Here is a 20,114-nt window from a genome sequence, read left to right as displayed (position 1 = left end):
TCCCAGAGCCGGACGAGCTGGAAGCTCCAGTGCCGTGCGAGGACCGATGAGCGAGCGCGAGAGTTCCTGCCGGGAGACCTCCGGCGCGGGCAGGGCCTTGCGATCCACCTTTCCGCTGGGTGTCAGCGGGAAGGACTCCAGGCGCACGAAGGCCGAGGGCACCATGTACTCGGGCAGCCTCTGCTTCAGCCAGGTCCGCAGTTCCTCGGGCTTCAACCCGGGGGACTCGGCACCCTCACCCCGTCCCTCTACGTAGGCCACCAGCCTCTTGCCTCCGGCGTCCGCCTCCTTCGCCTCCACGATGCAGTCTCGGACTGCCGGGTGCCGGGCGAGAACCGCCTCAACCTCAGCCAACTCGATGCGGAAGCCTCGCACCTTCACCTGTGCGTCCTTGCGTCCCAGGAACTCGATGCTCCCGTCCGCCAGGTACCGCGCGTAGTCCCCTGTCCGGTACAGCCTCCCTCCCGGCTTCGCCCCGTACCCGTCTGGGATGAAGCGCTCCTGCGTCAGTTCCGGCCGGTGCAGGTAGCCCCGCGCCACCGCCGTTCCTCCGATGTACAGCTCCCCCACCACGCCCACCGGCACCGGCTCTCCATTGCCGTCCAGCAGGTGCACGCGCGTGTTGGCGATGGGCCTGCCGATGCCCGGCAGCTCCGGCCACGTCTCCGGCTCTCCCTCCAGCCGGTACGCCGTCGCCACGTGTGTCTCCGTCGGGCCGTACTGGTTCTCCAGCACCCCTCCCAGCCGCTTCATCAGCCGCCGCAGCACGGGCGTCACCCTGAGCTGCTCTCCCGCCGTGATGACTTCCTTGAGCGCCCTCGGTGCCAGCCCTTCCCTGTCCGCCTCTTCCGCCAGGTTCTGCAGCGCCACGAAGGGCAGGAACAGCCTCTGCACCCCGCTCCTGTCCATCTTCTCCAGCAGCGCCTTCGCCTCCAGCCTCAGCTCCTCGGGGATGAGCACCAGCTCTCCGCCCGCTCCCCACGTGGAGAACAGCTCCTGGAAGCTCACGTCGAAGCTCAGCGCCGAGAACTGCAACGTCCTGGGCTTCTCCTCCGAGCGCTCCACCTGCCAGCGAATGAGGTTGAGCAGTGGCCGGTGGTGCATCGCCACTCCCTTGGGCACTCCCGTCGAGCCCGAGGTGTAGATGACGTACGCCAGCGCCTCGGGGCCCGACACCCGCTCCGGGTTGCCTTCAGCGCACCCGGCCCAGGTGCCCTCCTCCACGTCCAGCAACAGCCGCTTCGCTTCACCGGCGGGCAGCGTGTCCGCCAGGTGCCGCTGGGTGAGCAGCACGGGCGCCCGGGAGGCTCCGAGCATCAGCGCCAGGCGCTCGGCCGGGTAGGCCGGGTCCAGCGGCACGTAGGCGCCACCGGCCTTGAGAATCCCCAACACGCCCACCGCCAGGTCCAACGAGCGCTTGACGCACAGGCCCACCGGCACGTCCGGCCCTACTCCCAACCCTCGCAGGTGGTGCGCCAGCCGGTTGGCCTTCCGGTTCAACTCCCCGTACGTCAGCGTCTCCTCTCCGAAGCTGACAGCCACCGCCTCCGGCGTCCTGTCCGCCCAGGCCTCGAACAGCTCGTGCACCCCGCTGGCCGGGGCATACAGCGCCTTGGTGTCGTTGAACTCCACCAGTACCCGCCGCCGTTCCGCCTCGTCCATCAGCGGCAGTGAGGACAGCCGCTGCTCCGGCCGAGACACGGCGCCCTCCAGCAGCCGCGCGTAGTGCGCCGCCATGCGCGCCACCGTCGCCTCGTCATACAGGCCGGTGTTGTATTCCCAGAGGCTCACCAGCCCGTCCGCCGTCTCTCGCACGAACAGGGTCAGATCGAACTTCGCCATTCCGGGCTGGAAGGCGAACTCGTCCAGGGACACGCCGGGAAGCGCCATCGGCGAGAGCGCGGTCTGGTAGACGAACATCACCTGGAAGAGCGGCGAGCGGCTCCGGTCACGCGCGGGCTGCAGGGCATCCACGAGCTGCTCGAAAGGCACGTCCTGGTGGGCATAAGCGCCCAGACACGCTTCCCGGACCCGCCCGAGCAGCTCCCGGAAGCCCCCCTCTCCGGACACCTCCACCCGCAGCGCCAGCGTGTTGAGGAAGAAGCCGATGAGCCCTTCCAACTCGCGCCGGTTGCGCCCGGAGATGGGCGTTCCCACCACGAGGTCCGCCTGCCCGCTGTAGCGCGCCAGCAGGGCGTACCAGCCCGCCAGGAAGGTCATGAAGGGCGTGACGCCCTCCCGATGGCTCAGCGCCCGGAGCGCACCGGACAGCGAGGCGGGCAGTGGCATCGACAGGAGAGCCCCGCGGAAGATCTGCACGGGGGGCCTCGGCCGGTCCGCCGGAAGCTCCAGCACGGGGGGCGCTCCGGCGAGCTGCTTCTTCCACCAGGAGAGCTGCGTCTCCAGCACCTCGCCCTTCAGCCACTCCCGCTGCCACACCGCATAGTCCGCGTACTGCACCGGCAGCGCGGGCAGCGCGGGCGCCGTCCCCTCGGAGAAGGCCCGGTACAGCGTCTCCAGCTCGCGCAGCAGCACCTCCAGCGAGCCGATGTCGCAGACGATGTGGTGCATGACGAGCAGCAACACGTGCTCGTCCGGCGAGACGCGCAGCAAGCTGGCCCTCACCAGGGGCCCCTTCTCCAGGTCGAACGGGCGCCGCGCCTCCGCCTCCACGTACGCCCGGGCCTTCCCTTCCTCCAAGCGCACCACCGGCAACAGCAGCGCCAGCTCCGGAGCAATCCGCTGCACGGGCTGTCCATCCACTTCCACGAACGTCGTCCGCAGCGACTCGTGCCGGCGTACGAGTTCCCCCAGGCACCGCTCCAGCACGGCCACGTCGAGCCGTCCCTTCAGCCGCACGGCATAAGGAACGTTGTAGGTGAACCCACCGGGCTCGAGCTGCTCGATGAACCACAACCGCTGCTGCGCGAAGGACAGGGGTGGCGCATCCCCTCGCGGAGCCGGAACCAGCGGAAGGAGCCGCTGCCCCTGGTTCTCTCCCCGCATCGCCTCGAGCCGCGCCGCCAGCTCCACCACCGTGGGGGCCTCGAAGAGCACCCGGACCGGCACCTCCACCTGGAGCGCTTCCCGCAGGCGTGAAGCCACCTGCGCCGCCAGCAGCGAATGACCTCCCCGCTCGAAGAAATGGTCCCGCGCCCCCACGCGCTCCTGCTTCAGGAGCGACGCCCAGAGCTCCGCCACCACCCGCTCCATCTCCGTCCCGGGCGCCACGTACTCCTCGCGCTCCGTCCCCCCCGCCTCCGGCGCGGGCAGCGCCTTCCGGTCCACCTTGCCGTTGGGCGTGAGCGGCAAGGACTCCAGCCGCACGAAGACCGAGGGCACCATGTGCCCGGGCAGCGTCTGCTTCAGCCAGGTCCGCAGCTCCTCGGGCTTCAACCCGGGGGGCTCGGCACCCTCACCCCGACCCTCTCCCGGAGGGCGAGGGGAAATTGGCACCACGTAGGCCACCAGTTGCTTGCCGCTGGGGCCTTCGTCCCTCGCGACCACCACCGCCTCGCCCACCCCCGGGTGCTTCGCCAGCGCCGCCTCGATCTCACCCAACTCGACACGGAACCCGCGCACCTTCACCTGCGCGTCCCGCCGCCCCAGGAACTCGAGGTTTCCATCCGGCAGGTACCTCGCCAGGTCTCCTGTCTTGTAGAGCCTCGCTCCGGGTGCCTCGCGGAACGGGTGCGCGACGAACTTCTCCGCCGTCAGCTCCGGCCGGTTCAGGTACCCCAGCGCCAGTCCGTCTCCACCGACATACAGCTCGCCGGCCACGCCCACCGGCACCGGCTGCATCCGCTCGTCCAGCACGTACGTTTCCGCGTTCGCCGGCGGCGTGCCGATGGGCACCGACACCGCCCCCTCGGGCACGTCCTTCACCACGAAGAACGTCGAGGCCGTCGTGTTCTCCGTGGGCCCGTAGCCATTCACCAGGAACTCCGGCGCGCCCCGCTCCAACACCTTCCTCAGCCACTTCGGATCCGCGGCCTCGCCTCCGAACACCACGTACTTCAGCGTGTGGAACGCGTCCGGGCACTCGGCCGCCACCTGGTGGAACAGCGCCGTGGGCAGCACCGTCGCGCTGATCCGCTTCTCCCGCATGAACGTGGCGAGCGACCGCGGAGACAGCGTCACCTCCCGAGGCACGCCCACCAGACACCCGCCGTTCGCCAGCGCGCCCCACAGCTCCAGGGTCGACGCATCGAACGAGGTGTTGCACACCTGCGCGAACCGCTCCCCCTCCGTCAGCCGGACATGGAGGGTGTCCCGCACCAGCCGGATGATGCCCCGGTGCGGGATGCACACGCCCTTGGGACGGCCCGTCGAGCCCGACGTGTAGATGACATACGCCATCCCCTCCGGCCCGGTCTTCTCCCCGAGATCCTCCGCGTCCTCGTGCGCGAACGCCTCCCAGGAGCGCTCCAGCGGCAACACCTTCGCGCTCATGGACGGCAGCCGGGACATGGCTCCCGGCTGGGCCAGCACCACCGGCACCGCCGTGTCCTCCACCATGAACGCCAGGCGCTCCGGCGGGTACGAGGGATCCAACGGCACGTACGCGCCGCCCGCCTTGAGGATGCCCAGCATCGCCGCCATCATCTCCAGCGTGCGATGGGCCGAGAGTCCCACCGGCGTCCCAGACCCCACGCCCAGCCGCCGCAGGTGCCTGGCCACCTGATTGGCCCGGCGGTTCAGCTCCGCGTACGTCAGCCGCTCGCCCTCGTATTCCACCGCCGAGGCCTCGGGCTGACGCGCCGCGTGTGCCTCGAACAGCCCGTGGACCGTGGCGTCGCGCGGGTACTCCACCCGCGTCTGGTTCCACTCCACCAGCATCCGCCGCCGCTCCTCGTCCCCCAACAGGGGCAGGGCCGCCAGCGCCTGCCCGGGGTTGGCGAGCGCGCCCTCCAGCAGCCGCACGTAGTGGGCCGCGATCCGCGCCACCGTCGCTTCGTCGAACAGCGCGGTGTCGTACTCCCAGTGGCCCTCCCATCCCCCGGCGGTCTCCCGGACGAAGAGGGTCAGGTCGAACTTCGCCAGCCCGTTCTGGTAGGCGACCTCTTCCGAGGACACGCCACGCAGCGCCAGGGCCGGAGACGCCTGCTCCAGGGCGAACATCACCTGGAAGAGCGGCGCACGGCCCGGCTCACGCACCGGGTGCAGGGCATTCACCAGTTGCTCGAAGGGCATGTCCGGGTGGGCATAGGCCCCCAGGCACGACTCGCGGACCCGGCCCAGCAACTCCCGGAAGCTCGCCTCCGCGGGGATCTGGACACGCAGTGCCAGCGTGTTGACGAAGAAGCCGATCAACCCCTCCAGCTCGCGCTGCTCCCGCCCCGCGATGACCGAGCCCACCACGAGGTCGCTCTGCCCGCTGTAGCGCGCCAGCAGCGCCTGCCAGGCCGCCAGGAACGTCATGAAGGACGTGACGCCTTCGCGGCGGTTCAGCTCCCGGACGGCTCCGGCGAGCGCGGGAGGCATCCGCACCCGCAGCGTGGCTCCGCGGAAGCGCTGTACCGGAGGCCTCGGCCTGTCCGTGGGCAACTCCAGCACGGGAGGCGCCCCCGCGAGCCGCTGCTTCCACCAGGCGAGCTGCTCCTCCAGCACCTCCCCCTTCAGCCACTCCCGCTGCCACCGGGAATAGTCCGCGTACCGCACCGGCAATGGCGGCAGTGCGGGCTCCGTTCCCGCGGAGAACGCCTGGTACAGCGCGGTCAGCTCCCGCACCAGCACGCCCATGGACCAGCCATCGGAGACGATGTGGTGCATGCAGAGCACCAGCACGTGCTCGTCCTCCGCCGCGCGCAGCAGCAGCACGCGCAACAGCGGGCCCTTCTCCAGGTCGAACGGGCGCTGGACCTCCGCTTCCACACGGCGCTGGAGCGCTCCGGCGCGCTCACCTTCCGGCACCGCCTCCAGGCCCTCCACCGGCAACGCGAGCACCAGCGCCGGGAGGAGCCGCTGCACCGGCTGTCCCGCCACCTCCGCGAAGGTGGTGCGCAGCGCTTCGTGCCGGTCCACCAGGGATTGGAAGCTCCGCTCCAGCGCGGCCACGTCGAGCCGGCCCTTCAGCCGCGTCACGAAGGGGAGGTTGTAGGCGAAGCCCCCCGGCGACAGCCGCTCGAGGAACCACAGGCGCTGCTGCGCGAAGGACAGCGGCAGTTCCCCACGCTCCGGCATGGGCACGAGGGGAGGAGGCCGTGGCCCCTGATGCAGTCCGGACAGCGACTCGAGCCGCCGCGCGAGCTCCGCCACCGTGGGAGCCTCGAAGAGAGCGCGCACGGGCAGCTCCACCTTCAGCACCTCGCGCAGGCGTGACGTCACCTGGGTCGCCAGCAGCGAGTGCCCGCCCAGCTCGAAGAAGTGGTCGTGCGCGCCCACACGCCCCAGGCCCAGCAGCGGCGCCCAGATGCCCGCCACCACCTCTTCCAACGCCGTGCGCGGAGCCGTGTACTCCGCGCCCACCGTCTCCGTGTCCGGCGCGGGCAGGGCCTTGCGGTCCACCTTTCCACTGGGTGTCAGCGGGAAGGACTCCAGGCACATGAAGGCCGAGGGCACCATGTACTCGGGCAGCCTCTGCTTCAGCCAGGTCCGCAGTTCCTCGGGCTTCAACCCGGTGGGCTCGGCACCCTCACCCCGTCCCTCTACGTAGGCCACCAGCCTCTTGCCTCCGGCGTCCGCCTCCTTCGCCTCCACGATGCAGTCTCGGACTGCCGGGTGCCGGGCGAGAACCGCCTCAACCTCAGCCAACTCGATGCGGAAGCCTCGCACCTTCACCTGTGCGTCCTTGCGTCCCAGGAACTCGATGCTCCCGTCCGCCAGGTACCGCGCGTAGTCCCCTGTCCGGTACAGCCTCCCTCCCGGCTTCGCCCCGTACCCGTCTGGGATGAAGCGCTCCTGCGTCAGTTCCGGCCGGTGCAGGTAGCCCCGCGCCACCGCCGTTCCTCCGATGTACAGCTCCCCCACCACGCCCACCGGCACCGGCTCTCCATTGCCGTCCAGCAGGTGCACGCGCGTGTTGGCGATGGGCCTACCGATGCTCGGCACCGCGGGCCACTGCTCCGGCTCTCCCTCCAGCCGGTAAGCCGTCGCCACATGTGTTTCCGTCGGGCCGTACTGGTTCTCCAGCACCCCTCCCAACATCTTCATCAATCGGCGCAGCGCGGGTGTCACCCTGAGCTGCTCCCCCGCCGTGATGACTTCCTTGAGCGCCCTGGGTGCCAGCCCTTCCCTGTCCGCCTCCTCTGCCAGGTTCTGCAGCGCCACGAAGGGCAGGAACAACCGCTGCACCCCGCTGCTGTCCATCTTCTCCAGCAGTGCCTTGGCCTCCAGCCTCAGCTCCTCGGGGATGAGCACCAGCTCTCCACCCGCTCCCCACGTGGAGAACAGCTCCTGGAAGCTCACGTCGAAGCTCAGCGCCGAGAACTGCAACGTCCTGGGCTTCTCCTCCGAGCGCTCAACCTGCCAGCGAATGAGGTTGAGCAGTGGCCGGTGGTGCATCGCCACCCCCTTGGGCACTCCCGTCGAGCCCGAGGTGTAGATGACGTACGCCAGCGCCTCGGGGCCCGACACCCGCTCCGGGTTGCACTCGGCGCACCCGGCCCAGGTGCCCTCCTCCACGTCCAGCAACAGCCGCTTCGCTTCACCGGGGGGCAGCGTGTCCGCCAGGTGCCGCTGCGTGAGCAGCACGGGCGCCCGGGAAGCCCCGAGCATCAACGCCAGGCGCTCGGCCGGGTAGGCCGGGTCCAGCGGCACGTAGGCGCCACCGGCCTTGAGAATCCCCAACACGCCCACCGCCAGGTCCAACGAGCGCTTGACGCACAGGCCCACCGGCACATCCGGCCCCACGCCCAACCCTCTCAGGTGGTGCGCCAGCCGGTTGGCCTCGCGGTTCAGCTCGCCGTACGTCAGCCGCTCCTCCCCGAAGCTGACGGCCACCGCCTCCGGCGTCCTGTCCGCCCAGGCCTCGAACAGCTCGTGCACCCCGCTGGCCGGGGCATACAGCGCCCTGGTGTCGTTGAACTCCACCAGCACCCGCCGCCGTTCCGCCTCGTCCATCAGGGGCAGTGAGGCCAGCCGCTGCTCCGGGCGGGACACAGCCCCCTCCAGCAGCCGCGCGTAGTGCGACGCCATCCGCGCCACCGTCGCCTCGTCATACAAGTCAGTGTTGTATTCCCAGAGGCTCACCAGCCCATCCGCCGTCTCGCGGACGATCAGGGTCAGGTCGAACCTCGCGACTCCTGGCTCGAAGGAGAGCGCCTCCACCACCCCGCCGGGCAGCGACAGCCCGGAGAAGGGCGCCGTCTCCTGATGGAGGAACATGACCTGGAAGAGCGGCGTGCGGCTCAGGTCTCGCGCGGGCTGGAGCGCATCCACCAATTGCTCGAAAGGCACATCCTGGTGGGCATAAGCGCCCAGACACGACTCACGCACCCGGCCCAGCAGCTCCTGGAAGCTCGCCTCCCCGGACACCTCCACCCGCAGCGCCAACGTATTGGCGAAGAAGCCAATGAGCCCTTCCAGCTCGCGCCCGTTGCGTCCGGAGATGGGCGTCCCCACCACGAGGTCCGCCTGCCCGCTGTAGCGCGCCAGCAGGCCGTACCAGGCCGCCAGGTAGGTCATGAAGGGCGTGACGCCCGCCTCCCGGCTCAGCTCCCGCACCGCTCCAGAGACGTCCGGGGGAAGCGCCAGCTCGAAGAGGGCGCCACGCGAGGACTGCACCGGAGGCCTCGGCCGATCCGTGGGGAGCTCCAGCGCCGGTGCAGCCCCGGCCAGTGCCTGCTTCCACCACGCGAGCTGCTCCTCCAGCACCTCGCCCTTCAACCACTCCCGCTGCCACAGCGCGTAGTCCGCGTATTGCACCGGCAGGGCCGCCGGGATGGGCTCGCCACCCGCGGAGAACGCCGCGTACAGCTCGGACAGCTCACGCTCCAGCACACCCAGCGACCAGAGATCGCAGATGGCATGGTGCATCACGAGCAGCAGCACGTGCTCGTCCGCCTTCAGGCGCAGCAAGCCCACCCGGAGCAAGGGACCCCGCTCCAGATCGAACGGGCGCCGAGCCTCCTCCTCCACCCGCCGCCGGACCGCCGCCTCGCGTCCGGCTTCGGGGACGCCCTCCAATCCCTCCACCCGCGGCGCCAGCCCCAGCTCCGCGGCAATCCGCTGCACCGGCCGCCCCTCCACCTGGGGGAACGTCGTCCGCAGCGCCTCGTGCCGCTGGACGAGCGCGGACAGGCTCCGCTCGAGGGCCACCACGTCGAGCGGTCCCTTCAGCCTCGCGGCGAGTGGAACGTTGTACGTGAAGCCACCGGGCTCGAGCTGGTCGATGAACCACAGCCGCTGCTGCGCGAAGGACAACGGCGGGGCCACGCTCCGGGGCACCGGCACCAGCGGAGGAGGCCTGCGTGCCGGCCGCGTGCCCGGCTTCGGTCCAGTTCTCTCGGAGGGGGGGCGCACGTTCATGGTGACTGGGGAGTCCTGAATCGGATGCAGGGGGGACGAGAGGAACATCCGCGCCCCGAGGGGGAAGGGCGCGCATGGCAAGGCCAGGCCCGCCGCCCGGAGGCAGCGGGAAGACTTCAAACAGCGGTGGGAGACAGGCTCAGGCGGGGCTGCCGGGCTGCTCCTTCAAACGCTCCCGCAGGAGGAACTTCCGGATCTTCCCGGAGGGCGTCTTCGGCATCTCGGAGATGATCTCCAGGCGGTCCGGCCAGTACGAGACGGACATGCCGGCCTTGCGGAGGTGGTCGCGCAACTCATTGAGGGTGGGGGCTTCCTCGCGAGGCACCACGACGGCGCACACCCGCTCGCCACCAATCCGATCATCCGCGTGGGCCACGATGGCCACCTCGCGCACCTTGGGATGCGCATACAGCGCGGACTCGACCTCGACGACGGGGATCTTCAGCCCGTGCCGGAAGATGATGTCCTTGAGCCGGCCCGCGATGCGGATGCCCCCGCGCCCATCGTCCCGAGCCAGGTCGCCCGTGTCGAACCAGCCCTCCGCATCCAGACACGCGTTGTAGATGTCCTCGCGCTTGAAGTACCCGAGGCACTGGCTCGCGCCGCGGACCAGCAGCCGTCCCGCGCCATCCGGGAAGGGCGTCCCGTCCTCGGAGAGGGCCGGAGCGATCTTCACCTCCATCCAGGGAACGGGAGCGCCGTCGCTGTTCGCCGGCCACTCGGGAGGGTCCTCGTTGCGGGTGATGGTGACGGCGCCGTTCTCGGTCATGCCCCAGAGCGTGTGCAGCCGGACGCCGAAAACCTCACGCACCTCGGCGATGAGGTGGGGCGGCACGGGGGTGGAACCCGTGGCCAGACACCGGAGCGAGCTGACCTTCCGGGGCCGGCGCTTCTGCGACGCGAGCATGTTCAGGTAGTAGGTGGGAATCCCATACATGAACGAGATCCCATGCTCTTCCATCAGCTTCAGGTGGAAGTCGGGATCCGCCACGTCCAGGTAGACGGCCGTCGCCCCGAGCAGGACGGGCATCTGGAAGAGATACGTGAAACCACTCGAGGCGGTGAGGAGGCTCGGCAGGGAGACGACGTCGTCCGCGCCCAGCCCCATCGTCTCGTTGAGCGCGCGGGTGATGGCGTAGTTGGTGTTGTACGAGTGGACCACGCCCTTGGGCTCGCCCGTCGTGCCGGACGTGTAGAGCACGTTGAACACGTCATCCGCCCGGGCCGACAGCTCGTCCAGGGCACTGGCGGGGTAGCGCTCCTCCCACGTGTTGGCGACGAAGTGGGCGTCGAAATCCAGCTCACCGTCGGACAAGCCGCTCCCCGCCCCGAGGAAGATCCGGTGCCGCAGCGCCGGGAGCGCCGGAGCCATCTCGCGGAGCATGTCGCGGTGTGAGAAGCCGGTCCAGCTCGCGGGGCCGATGTAGACGGGGGCCTCGGTCCTGCTCAGGATGAACTCCACCTCGCGCCGCCGGTAGTCGGGCGGGATGGGCGCGAGCACCGCGCCGATCCGCGCGCAGGCCAGGGCAACGGCCGTGAACTGCCACCAGTTCGGGAGCTGCACGGCGACGATCTGCTCGCGCCCGACGCCCAGCTCGCGCAGGGCCCCCGCGAACCGGTCCATGGAGCGGCCCAGCTCCGCGTAGCTGATCCGCGTGACATCCCTCGCGAAGTACCGGGCCGCGATGATCGCCGTCTTGTCCGGGTGGTTCTTGATCGCCCGGCGAAGGTCATCGACAACCGTCTCGTCGCGCCACCAACCTCTCTGACGATAGGCCGGGCCATGAACTCGCGCGGCAGTGTTGCCGGACTTCTCCGCCATTTCGATCTCTCCCTGATTGCTTCTTATTATGTGATTTTGACTTTCAAGCCCTAACACTTTCTCAACGGCTGGCCAATGTCGGATTTTTTTTTTACATCCACCTCCAAGTTCTCACATTGACGAGGCGTCGCTCAATTTCCTATACGTTCAAGCCCTGAGAAACATCGAAGTCAGGAATTGCCCCCCGCCATGACTCGCTCGATGACCGCAGCAACGACAAGCGCTCGTCTCGAGCTTCCCAGTGGCTGACGCCCTGGGCCCGCTCGAGGCCCACGCGAGACATATCCGGCGGCTCATCGTCCGGCTCGCGGCCACCCCGGCCGGATGCCATCTCGGGGGTTCCCTCTCCCTGGTGGAGATCCTCGTGGCGCTCCTCGGGCGTGTCATGAAGGTCAACCCCAGTGTCCCCGGTTGGGAGGGACGGGATCACCTCATCCTGTCAAAGGGACACGCCGCGGCGGGGCTGTATGCGGCCCTGTCTGGGTTTGGCTTCTTCGACTCCGAGGAGCTCGTCCAGCGCTACAACGCGGAGGGGAGCCGTTTCACGGGTCATGTGAATGCAAAGGTTCCCGGGGTGGATTTCTCGACCGGGAGCCTCGGGCATGGGCTGGGATTGGGCACCGGGCTCGCACTCGGCTACCGGCTCAAGGGCCTGTCCAACCGTGTCTATGTCATCTGTGGTGATGGCGAGATGGGCGAGGGCTCCAACTGGGAAGCCCTCCAGGTGGCCGCCCATCAACGGCTGTCCAATCTGACGGTCATCATCGACCGGAACGGGGGCCAGAACGACGGCCCGACGGAGTCCATCCTCTCGCAGGCGGCCCTCGCGGACCGGCTGCTCATGTTCGGGTTCGAGGCCCTGGAGGTGGATGGGCACGATCTCCAGGCGCTGTGCCAGGCGCTGGAAGCCCCCTCCCCCGGGACGGCCCCGCGCGCCATCGTCGCGAAGACCCAGAAGGGCGCGGGCGTGCCCATGTTCAAGGGCAAGGGCCCCCACTACGCCGTCTTCTCTCCCGAGCAGCTCCGGCGCGCGCTCGTGTCCATGGGAGAGATCCCGTGAGCGGCACCCAGACGGGCGGCGCGGATCTCGCGAGCGCCCCGGAAGCCTGGCTGCGGGAGAATCCCAAGCTCTCCAACCGGCAGATCTTCCGGCATGCCCTCGCGCGCTTCGCCGAACAGGATCCCCGGCTCGTGCTGCTGGAGGCGGATCTCGGTGGCGGAGGAGACCCCTTCGAGGCCCGGCACAAGGGCCGCTATTTCAACCTGGGCATCTGCGAGGCGACCATGCTCGACATGGCGTGCGGCATGGCGCACGTGGGGCACGTCGTCTTCGCGCACACCTTCGCGCCCTTCGGGGCGATGCGGGCCTGCGAGCAGGTGCGCCTCGCCATGGCCTACCCGCGGGCCAACGTGAAGCTCGTCTGTGATTACGGCGGCGTCTCGGGCGCGTTCTTCGGGCCCACCCACCACGCCATCGAGGATCTCGCCATCCTCCGGGCCATGCCGGGGATGACGGTGTTCTCCCCCGCGGACGGGCTCGAGACGATCCTCGCCACGCGCGAGATGATCCAATACGACGGCCCGGTCTACATGCGGCTCGGCCGCAACCGGGTGAGCCGGCTGGAGGAGCCGCGCGAGGGCTTCGCGCTCGGCCGGGCGCTCTGCCTCCGGGAGGGCACCGGGGTGGGGCTGATCGCCCACGGGGAGATCGGAGTCTCCGTCGCGCTGGAGGCGGCCCGGCTCCTGGAGGGCCAGGGTGTCTCGGCGCGCGTGGTGAACCTGCACACGCTCAAGCCGCTCGACGAGGCGGCCATCCTCGAGACGGCGGAGCGGACGCGGCTGCTCGTCACGGTGGAGGAGCACAACATCCTCGGCGGACTCGGAGGCGCGGTGTGCGAGACGGTCTGCACGCACGGGCCCGCCCGGCAGGTGCTCCGGATCGGCATCCAGGATCGCTACGACCCGCTCGCGGGCTCCCACGAGTCGCTGCTGCTCGGGCATGGGCTCGAGGGCGCCGCGGTGGCCGAGCGCATCCTCGGCACGTTGTCGCGTCCCCAATAGCTGTCACTGGAACCAGTCCCAAGGAGGAGCGGATGCAGCTTCAGAAGCAGGTGGATGCCAAGGATGTCGCGGGAATCAACGGGTGCCCCACGTGTGCCTTCGAGATCACCGGGGACGGCTACATGGAGGGCGAGGTCGTCACGTGCGGGGGCTGCTCCGCCGAGCTCGAGGTGATTGGCGTGAAGCCCCTCCGGTTCGCCGAGGCCCCCGAGGTCGAGGAGGACTGGGGCGAGTAGGCCCTGGCGGCGCGAGCGGTTCATCGAGAGCACCTCATCGAGCGTTGTGTTGGCGGATGGAGCCGCTCGTACCCCCATGAAGAAGATCGATCTGATCTACACACGGCTGCGCACGGAAGAACGGATGATCCTCGATGCGCTCCGCAAGCGGGACTGCGCCGTCGAGCTCCACCAGGACGCGGACCTCGTCCTTCCGTTGGACGCGGAGCGCTGGGCCGGCGGCAGCGTCGTCCTGATGCGGAGCATGTCGCTCACCCGCTCCCGCTACCTGGCGGCCATCCTGGAAGTGAAGGGGGCTCGCGTGGTGAACAGCTCCCGGGCCATCACCACGTGCGGGGACAAGATCCTCACCACGCTCGCGCTGGCCGCCCACGGAGTGCCCATGCCGTGGTCGTTCGCGGGCTTCGAGGAGGAGGCCTGCGTCGCGGAGATCGAGCGCAAGGGCTACCCCGTGGTGACGAAGCCGGCGGTGGGCTCGTGGGGACGCATGGTCGCGCGCATCGACGGGCGCAGCGCGGCCGAGGGCCTCATGCAGATGCGCTTCGAGACGGGCAGCGCTTCGGACCATGTCGCGCTCGTCCAGCAGTACATCGACAAGCCGGGCTATGATCTGCGCGTCTATGTGATGGGCAAGGCGGTGGGAGGCATCCGCCGGCGCTCGGAGCACTGGGTGACGAACACCGCGCGCGGAGCGGTGCCCGAGCGGTACGAGGTGCCGGAGTCGCACGCGAAGCTCGCCGAGCGCGCGGCGGAGGCCGTCGGGGCGGACATCGCGGCCGTGGATCTGCTGGAGACGCGAAGCGGGGAGATCCTCGTGAACGAGGTCAACCACTGCGTCGAGTTCGCGCGAAGCATCGAGTCCACCCGGATTCCGCTGCCGGAGCTGATCGCGGACTACGCCGCCGGGGTGCACCCATGACACGCGTGGCCGTCCTCGGAGCCTCGGGCTACACGGGAGGCGAGCTGCTGCGCCTGCTGCTCGCCCACCCGGGCGTGGAAGTCGTCCAGGCCACGTCGGATCAGTTCGCGGGCAAGCGGCTCGATTATCCCCACCCGAACCTCCGGGGCATGAGCGCGCTGCGCTTCGTCCCCCACGACGCGCTGGAGCCGTGCGAGCTGCTGGTGAGCTGCATGCCCCAGGGGGGCCTCCTCCAGCGCTGGGCCCGGGTGCGCGAGCTCGCGGGCCGCGTCGTGGACCTCAGCGCGGACTTCCGGTTGGATCCATCGGACCACGAGCGCTGGTACAAGAAGCACCCGAGGCCCGCGGACGTACCGCGCTTCGTCTACGCCCTCCCGGAGTGGACCGCCCAGGAGCTTCCCGAGGCCCGCTACGTCGCGGTGCCCGGGTGCATGGCGCACGCCTCGCTGCTGGGCATCCTCCCGCTGGTGCGCGCGGGCCTGGTGAAGCCGGAAGCTCGTCGTGGACGCGAAGACGGGCTCCTCCGGGGGTGGCGCCACGCCGGACCGCTCGTCCCACCACCCCGAGCGGGCCTCGGCCCTCCGCTGCTACCGGGCGGTGGGGCACCGGCACACCGGGGAGATCGAGAACGTCGTCGAGCGGCTCACCCGGACGCGCCCGAGCGTGCACTTCAGTGCCACGGCCGTTCCGAGCGTGCGCGGCATCCTCGCCACGGTGCACGCCTTCGCCTCCAGGCCCCTCGACGAGAACGAGCCCCTGCGAGCCATCGCCACCGCCTACCGCGAGAAGCCCTTCGTGCGGCTCATCCGGCCGAACACGAGCGCCTCGCCCTTCCCCGAGCCGGGTCCGCTGCAGGGGACGAACTACTGCGACCTCGCCGTGGACGTGGACACGGAGCGGGGCCGGATCGTCGTGAACGTGGCGATCGACAACCTGGTGAAGGGCGCGGCGGGAACGGCCGTCCACGCCATCAACCTGATGCTCGGGCGACCCGAAACCGAAGGCCTCGGCTTCCGCGGCCTGCATCCCATCTGAAACACAGGGAGAAACACATGAGCACGAATGGAACCGCGGGGACCGAGCTGTCCCCCGGGCGGGCTTTTGCCGCGGCGGTTGTCTCTCAGGGCACGAAGGCGTCCGTGGAGTTCTCCACGACGATCACCGACTCCTTCCCGGGCTTCAAGCGCCGCCCCCGCATCGCGGTGCGCGGCCTCTTCAAGGTCGTGAAGACCGAGCAGCCCCAGATCAAATACTGGTACGAGACCCGCCCCCAGTCCGCCCTCACCGGGGAGGTCATCGACGCGCAGCTCCGGCAGGAGGCCACGTTCGAGTTCCACTCGGACAAGGCGGAGCTGAAGCCGACCACGGCTTGGGTGCAGGTGAACCCCGCCCTGCTGGATGACCCCGAGGCGCTCGCGACGTTCATCGACTACCGGCTCCTGGTGCGTCTGTGCACGGCGGAGAACCAGGCCCTCGCCCGGGGCCCCGGCGGCGAGCGCGTGCGCGGATTGTTGGAGACGCCGGGCGTCACCCGGCTGGCGGCGCGCGAGACGCCGATCGCCTCGCTCCTGGCGGCGTGTGATCGCGTGGAGCAGGTGGGCGGCTCGGCCGACGGCATCCTCATGAACCCGGCGGACTACTACCGCTACTTCGTCGGGCAGAACGGCCTGCTGCGAGACCTGGCGGACATGGGCGTCCGCATCGCCCGCGCGCGCATGGTCAACCCGGGCACCATCATCGTCGGGGACTACACCGCCGCCGCGACCATCTTCGACAGCGGCCGCTCCGTCATCCGCTTCGCCGAGCCTCCCAAGGGCATCTTCCCCCGCGAGGGGCTGGCCGTGTGCGGGGAGATCTACGAGGCCCTCGTGGTCCACCTGCCCACGCACTTCTACGTCGCATCGCTGGTCTGACAGCAGCCAGGACAGGGGACGCGCGTGTCTCGAGACAATCTCAAGGTTCTCTACATCACCGGCTGGTGCCGCAACGGCAGCACGATCATCGGCAACGTGCTCAACGAGGTGAAGGGCTTCTTCCACACCGGAGAAGCTCAGCTTCCTCTGGAAGAATGCCTACGGTCACGGCTCCAACACCTTCTGCGGCTGCGGGGAAGCACTGACCCGCTGCGGCATCTGGTCGAAGGTGCTCGAGGAGGAGACTCCCCCAGGCCAGACGCCCGCGTCCCACGCCCGGGAAGTCGTGAAGCGCCAGACGAGGGCCGTTCGGACGCGGCACACGTGGAACATCCTCCGGCAGGGCACCCGCTCGGAGGACGTCCGCGAGTATGCCGCCACGTTGAGCCGGGCCTACCGCGCCATCGCGAAGGCGACCGGCAGCCACACCCTCGTGGACAGCGGCAAGCTCCCGTCCGAGGCGGCGCTCCTTCCGCACGTGGAGGGAATCACGCCCTACTCCCTCTATCTGGTGAGGGATCCGCGCGCCGCCGCGCACTCCTGGACGAAGACGAAGCAGTACGTCGTCCCCATGTCCACGTTCCGCAGCACCGCCTACTGGGTCGGGTTCAACCTCGCCTCCGAGGCCGTCATCCGGAACGCTCCCGAGCGCTCGTTCTTCCTGCGCTACGAGGACTTCATCGCCGATCCCGCCACCGTGGTGGAGGGGCTGCTCGAGCTCGTCGGCGAGGAGGGCGCGGCCAATCCCGTGCAGGGGCGCACGGTGAACCTGGGAAAGAACCACACCGTCACCGGCAATCCGGACCGTTTCCGCAGCGGGCCCACGCTCCTGCGTCCGGAGGATGACGCGTGGCGGAAGGAGCTGCCCTCCAGGGCGAGGAAGCTCACCCAGGCGCTGTCGTGGCCGCTGATGGCCCGCTACGGCTACTTCCAACCCCCCCGCACCCAGGCCCGCGAGGCCGTGGGCCCGGTGGCCGCGAACCAAGACACCCGGGAGGACGTCCGTGGAACTGGGACTGGCAGGTAGGGTCGCGCTCATCGCCGGAGGCTCGAGCGGGCTCGGGCTGGCCGTCGCCGAGGAGCTGGCGAAGGAAGGCGCCCATGTGGCCATCGGCGCGAGAGACCCGGAGAAGCTCGCCCGGGCCGAGCGCCGGTTGAAGGAGGTTGCCCGCGGCCGGGTGCTCGCGACGGCGGTGGATCTGAAGGACCCCGGCGCCGTCCGCCACTGGGTCGAGGAGGCCGCCGGCACCCTGGGGGCCCTCCACATCGCGGTGACGAACAGCGGCGGGCCGCCCCTGGGCCCGGCGACGAAGTTCGGAGTCGAGGCCTACCGGGACGCCGTGGACGCGGTGCTCCTGCCCCCCATCAGCCTGGCCCTGGCCGCCCTCCCCCACATGAAGGCGGCCCGGTGGGGGCGCCTGCTCTTCATCACGTCCGAGACGGTGGTCCGGCCCGTGGCGCGGTTCGCCCTCTCGGGCTTCTCCCGGTTGGGCATCGTCGGATTCGCCTCGGCGCTCGTGCAGGAGCTGGGGGACTGCGGCGTCACCGTCAACGTCCTCGCCCCCGGCTACACCCGCACGCCCCCGGTCGAGCGCACCGCCGGAGCCGAGGGAGACGTGGACGCCGGACTGCGCGCCATGGCGGCCCACATTCCCATGCGCCGGGTGGGGCTCCCCGAGGAGTTCGCCGCCGCCGCCACCTTCCTCGCCAGCGAGCGGGCTTCGTTCATCACGGGCACGGTACAGCTCGTCGATGGGGGCGCGAGTGTGGTCGGATGAGCGGCCCCATCGTGGTGAAGATCGGCGGCGCCCCGGGAGTGGATCTCGAGAACGTCTGCGATGACGTCGCGGAGCTCGTCCGCCAGGGCGAGCGCGTCATCGTGGTGAATGGGGGCTCGGACGCCGGAGAGCGCCTGCTGAAGCTCTACTCGCTCGAGCGCCCCGAGGTCACCACGCCCACCGGCAACGTCGTGCGCCTCACCAACGCGGCCACCCTGCGCATCCTGATGATGGCGTGGGTGGGCGAGGTGAACAAACGCATCGTCCTGGCGCTCGGGGAGCGGGGAATCTCCGGGCTCGGGATGTGCGGCGCGGATGGACGGGTGCTCATCGCCCGGCGCCGGCCTCCGCTGAAGATCAACGACAACGGGCGCGTCCGGATCGACCGCGAGCACCTGGCCGGGGAGATCACCTCGGTGAACACGGGCCTGTTGGGGGTGCTGCTGGAGCAGGGCCACGTGCCCGTCCTCTGCCCTCCCGCGGTCACGGAGGACGGCGTCCTGGTGAACGCCGACGCGGACCAGGTCGCGGCGTCCATCGCCACCGCGCTCGGCGCCCGGGCCTTCGTGATGCTGTCGAACGTGCCGGGCCTGCTGGAGAACCCGAACGAGCCGCTGACGCTCGTGCGGCGGAGCGACGACGTGGAGGGCTGCATGCAACTCGCGGCCGGACGCATGCGGTACAAGCTGGACGCCGCACGCAAGGCGCTCCAGGGAGGAGTCCCCTCGGTGTACGTGAGCTCCTCGCGCGTCCCCCGGCCGGTGTTCGTCGCCCTCACCGAGGAGTCCGGCACCAGGTTCACCCTCCCCCGGAAGGACTCAGCCAATGCGGGCACGTGAGAAGACGATCGAGTTCCTCAAGTGGATGGTGGAGCAGTACAGCCCCAGCCACCACGAGCAGGCCTTCTCCCGCGCCCTCGCCGCGCAACTGGAGCGCCGCGGCTGGCGCGCGCACACCGATGAGGTGGGCAACACCATCGCCAGCCTGGGCGAGGGCGACACGTGCATCGCGCTGCTCGGCCACATCGACACGGTGCCCGGCGAGGTGCCGGTGCGCATCGAGGACGGGCGCCTCTTCGGGCGTGGGACGGTGGACGCCAAGGGGGCCATTGGCGCCTTCATCGAGGCGGTCGAGCTGCTCGAGGAGAGCGAGCGCGCCGGGAAGAAGTTCCTGCTGCTCGGGTGCGTCGAGGAGGAGGTGGCGATTACCCGCGGCGCGTTCCACGTCCGCGAGCGCTACCGGCCGGACTTCGTCATCAACGGAGAGCCGAGCGGGGCCCATGCGGTCACCATCGGGTACAAGGGGCTCGTCCGGGCCGAGCTCGAGTACCGGGCGAGCCGGCGCCACACGGCGAGCCGGGACTACCGCGCCGCCGCCGAGCACGTCGTCGAGGCCTGGAACAAGCTGCGCGCGGACTGCGACGCGTGGAACCGCGAGCGTCCCCTCTTCGAGCAGAACCTGCCCTCGTTGACCTCGTTCCAGACGGGCGCGACGGACACGGAGGAGTGGGCACGGGCCAGCGTGAACGTGCGCACCGGGCCGGCGAGTGATGGCGAGCGGCTGCTGGCGCTCCTGGGCGGCGTTCCCGGCGTCACCGTGAAGGCCCTCTCCCACAAGGGGGCGGTGAGCACGGATGGGAATGATGAGCTCTCGCGGTCATTCAAGCGCGCCATCCGCGAGCGCGGGGCGCGGCCGACGCTCCGGCTGAAGACGGGGACCTCGGACTGGAACACCGTGGCGGCGGCGTGGCAGGTGCCCACCCTCGCCTACGGGCCCGGCGACTCCTCCCTGGACCATACGCCCCACGAGCACATCGGCCTCGACGAGTACGAGGAGGGCGTCGCGGTGCTCGCCCGCGTGTTGGCCCTGCTGCCCACGAAAACGCCTGGATGAGGCCTCTGGTCAGGGCATTACGCC

General features: G+C 69.9%; 11 protein-coding genes and 2 pseudogenes. 11 read left to right on the top strand and 2 right to left on the bottom strand.

Annotated features, from left to right (window positions below):
* Positions 1-150: 150 nt before the first annotated feature.
* Positions 151-9,468: pseudogene (locus ACN28I_RS01840) on the bottom strand (amino acid adenylation domain-containing protein); the annotation flags it as partial.
* A gap of 139 nt (positions 9,469-9,607) precedes the next feature.
* On the bottom strand, positions 9,608-11,290 hold the full coding sequence (locus tag ACN28I_RS01835) for an AMP-binding protein (protein WP_420940451.1): 1,683 nt from the start codon (positions 11,288-11,290) through the stop codon (positions 9,608-9,610).
* A 241-nt stretch (positions 11,291-11,531) separates the two neighbouring features.
* On the opposite strand from ACN28I_RS01835, the gene ACN28I_RS01830 reads away from it, so the two are divergent.
* The 11 genes and pseudogenes from ACN28I_RS01830 to ACN28I_RS01780 all read left to right on the top strand — a co-directional run bounded on the left by ACN28I_RS01830 (position 11,532) and on the right by ACN28I_RS01780 (position 20,090).
* A complete protein-coding gene (locus ACN28I_RS01830) occupies positions 11,532-12,350 on the top strand; it encodes a transketolase (protein ID WP_420940450.1) in 819 nt (272 codons plus the stop codon).
* The gene (locus ACN28I_RS01825; RefSeq protein WP_420940449.1) at positions 12,347-13,351 is read left to right on the top strand and encodes a transketolase family protein; all 1,005 of its coding nucleotides are present in this window, start codon (positions 12,347-12,349) and stop codon (positions 13,349-13,351) included. The genes ACN28I_RS01830 and ACN28I_RS01825 overlap by 4 nt, the downstream gene beginning before the upstream one ends.
* Positions 13,352-13,383: 32 nt before the next feature.
* The gene (locus ACN28I_RS01820; RefSeq protein ID WP_420940448.1) at positions 13,384-13,587 is read left to right on the top strand and encodes a lysine biosynthesis protein LysW; all 204 of its coding nucleotides are present in this window, start codon (positions 13,384-13,386) and stop codon (positions 13,585-13,587) included.
* 76 nt (positions 13,588-13,663) lie between these two features.
* The gene (locus ACN28I_RS01815) at positions 13,664-14,506 is read left to right on the top strand and encodes a RimK family alpha-L-glutamate ligase (RefSeq protein ID WP_420940447.1); all 843 of its coding nucleotides are present in this window, start codon (positions 13,664-13,666) and stop codon (positions 14,504-14,506) included.
* A pseudogene (locus ACN28I_RS01810) lies at positions 14,503-14,844 on the top strand (N-acetyl-gamma-glutamyl-phosphate reductase); the annotation flags it as partial. The gene ACN28I_RS01815 and the pseudogene ACN28I_RS01810, both read left to right, overlap by 4 nt.
* Positions 14,845-15,007: 163 nt before the next feature.
* Positions 15,008-15,541 (top strand): Asd/ArgC dimerization domain-containing protein, encoded by a 534-nt coding sequence (locus ACN28I_RS01805; protein WP_420948547.1) that lies wholly within the window; start codon positions 15,008-15,010, stop codon positions 15,539-15,541.
* Between the two features lie 17 nt (positions 15,542-15,558).
* A complete protein-coding gene (locus ACN28I_RS01800; protein WP_420948546.1) occupies positions 15,559-16,419 on the top strand; it encodes a family 3 encapsulin nanocompartment shell protein in 861 nt (286 codons plus the stop codon).
* A 286-nt stretch (positions 16,420-16,705) separates the two neighbouring features.
* On the top strand, positions 16,706-17,446 hold the full coding sequence (locus tag ACN28I_RS01795; protein WP_420940446.1) for a sulfotransferase: 741 nt from the start codon (positions 16,706-16,708) through the stop codon (positions 17,444-17,446).
* Positions 17,424-18,197 (top strand): SDR family NAD(P)-dependent oxidoreductase, encoded by a 774-nt coding sequence (locus ACN28I_RS01790; protein ID WP_420940445.1) that lies wholly within the window; start codon positions 17,424-17,426, stop codon positions 18,195-18,197. The genes ACN28I_RS01795 and ACN28I_RS01790 overlap by 23 nt, the downstream gene beginning before the upstream one ends.
* Positions 18,194-19,036, top strand: a complete 843-nt coding sequence (locus tag ACN28I_RS01785; protein ID WP_420940444.1) for a [LysW]-aminoadipate kinase — start codon at positions 18,194-18,196, stop codon at positions 19,034-19,036. Before ACN28I_RS01790 ends, ACN28I_RS01785 begins: the two co-directional genes overlap by 4 nt.
* Complete coding sequence (locus tag ACN28I_RS01780; protein WP_420940443.1) at positions 19,023-20,090, top strand: M20/M25/M40 family metallo-hydrolase; 1,068 nt, start codon at positions 19,023-19,025, stop codon at positions 20,088-20,090. The genes ACN28I_RS01785 and ACN28I_RS01780 overlap by 14 nt, the downstream gene beginning before the upstream one ends.
* Positions 20,091-20,114 lie beyond the last annotated feature (24 nt).

The sequence above is a fragment of the Archangium gephyra genome (assembly GCF_049060025.1).
GTDB classification, from domain to species: Bacteria; Myxococcota; Myxococcia; order Myxococcales; family Myxococcaceae; genus Archangium; species Archangium gephyra_A.
The sequence above is the reverse complement of the archived record's forward strand: the minus strand, read 5'-3'. Positions and strand labels throughout refer to the sequence as shown.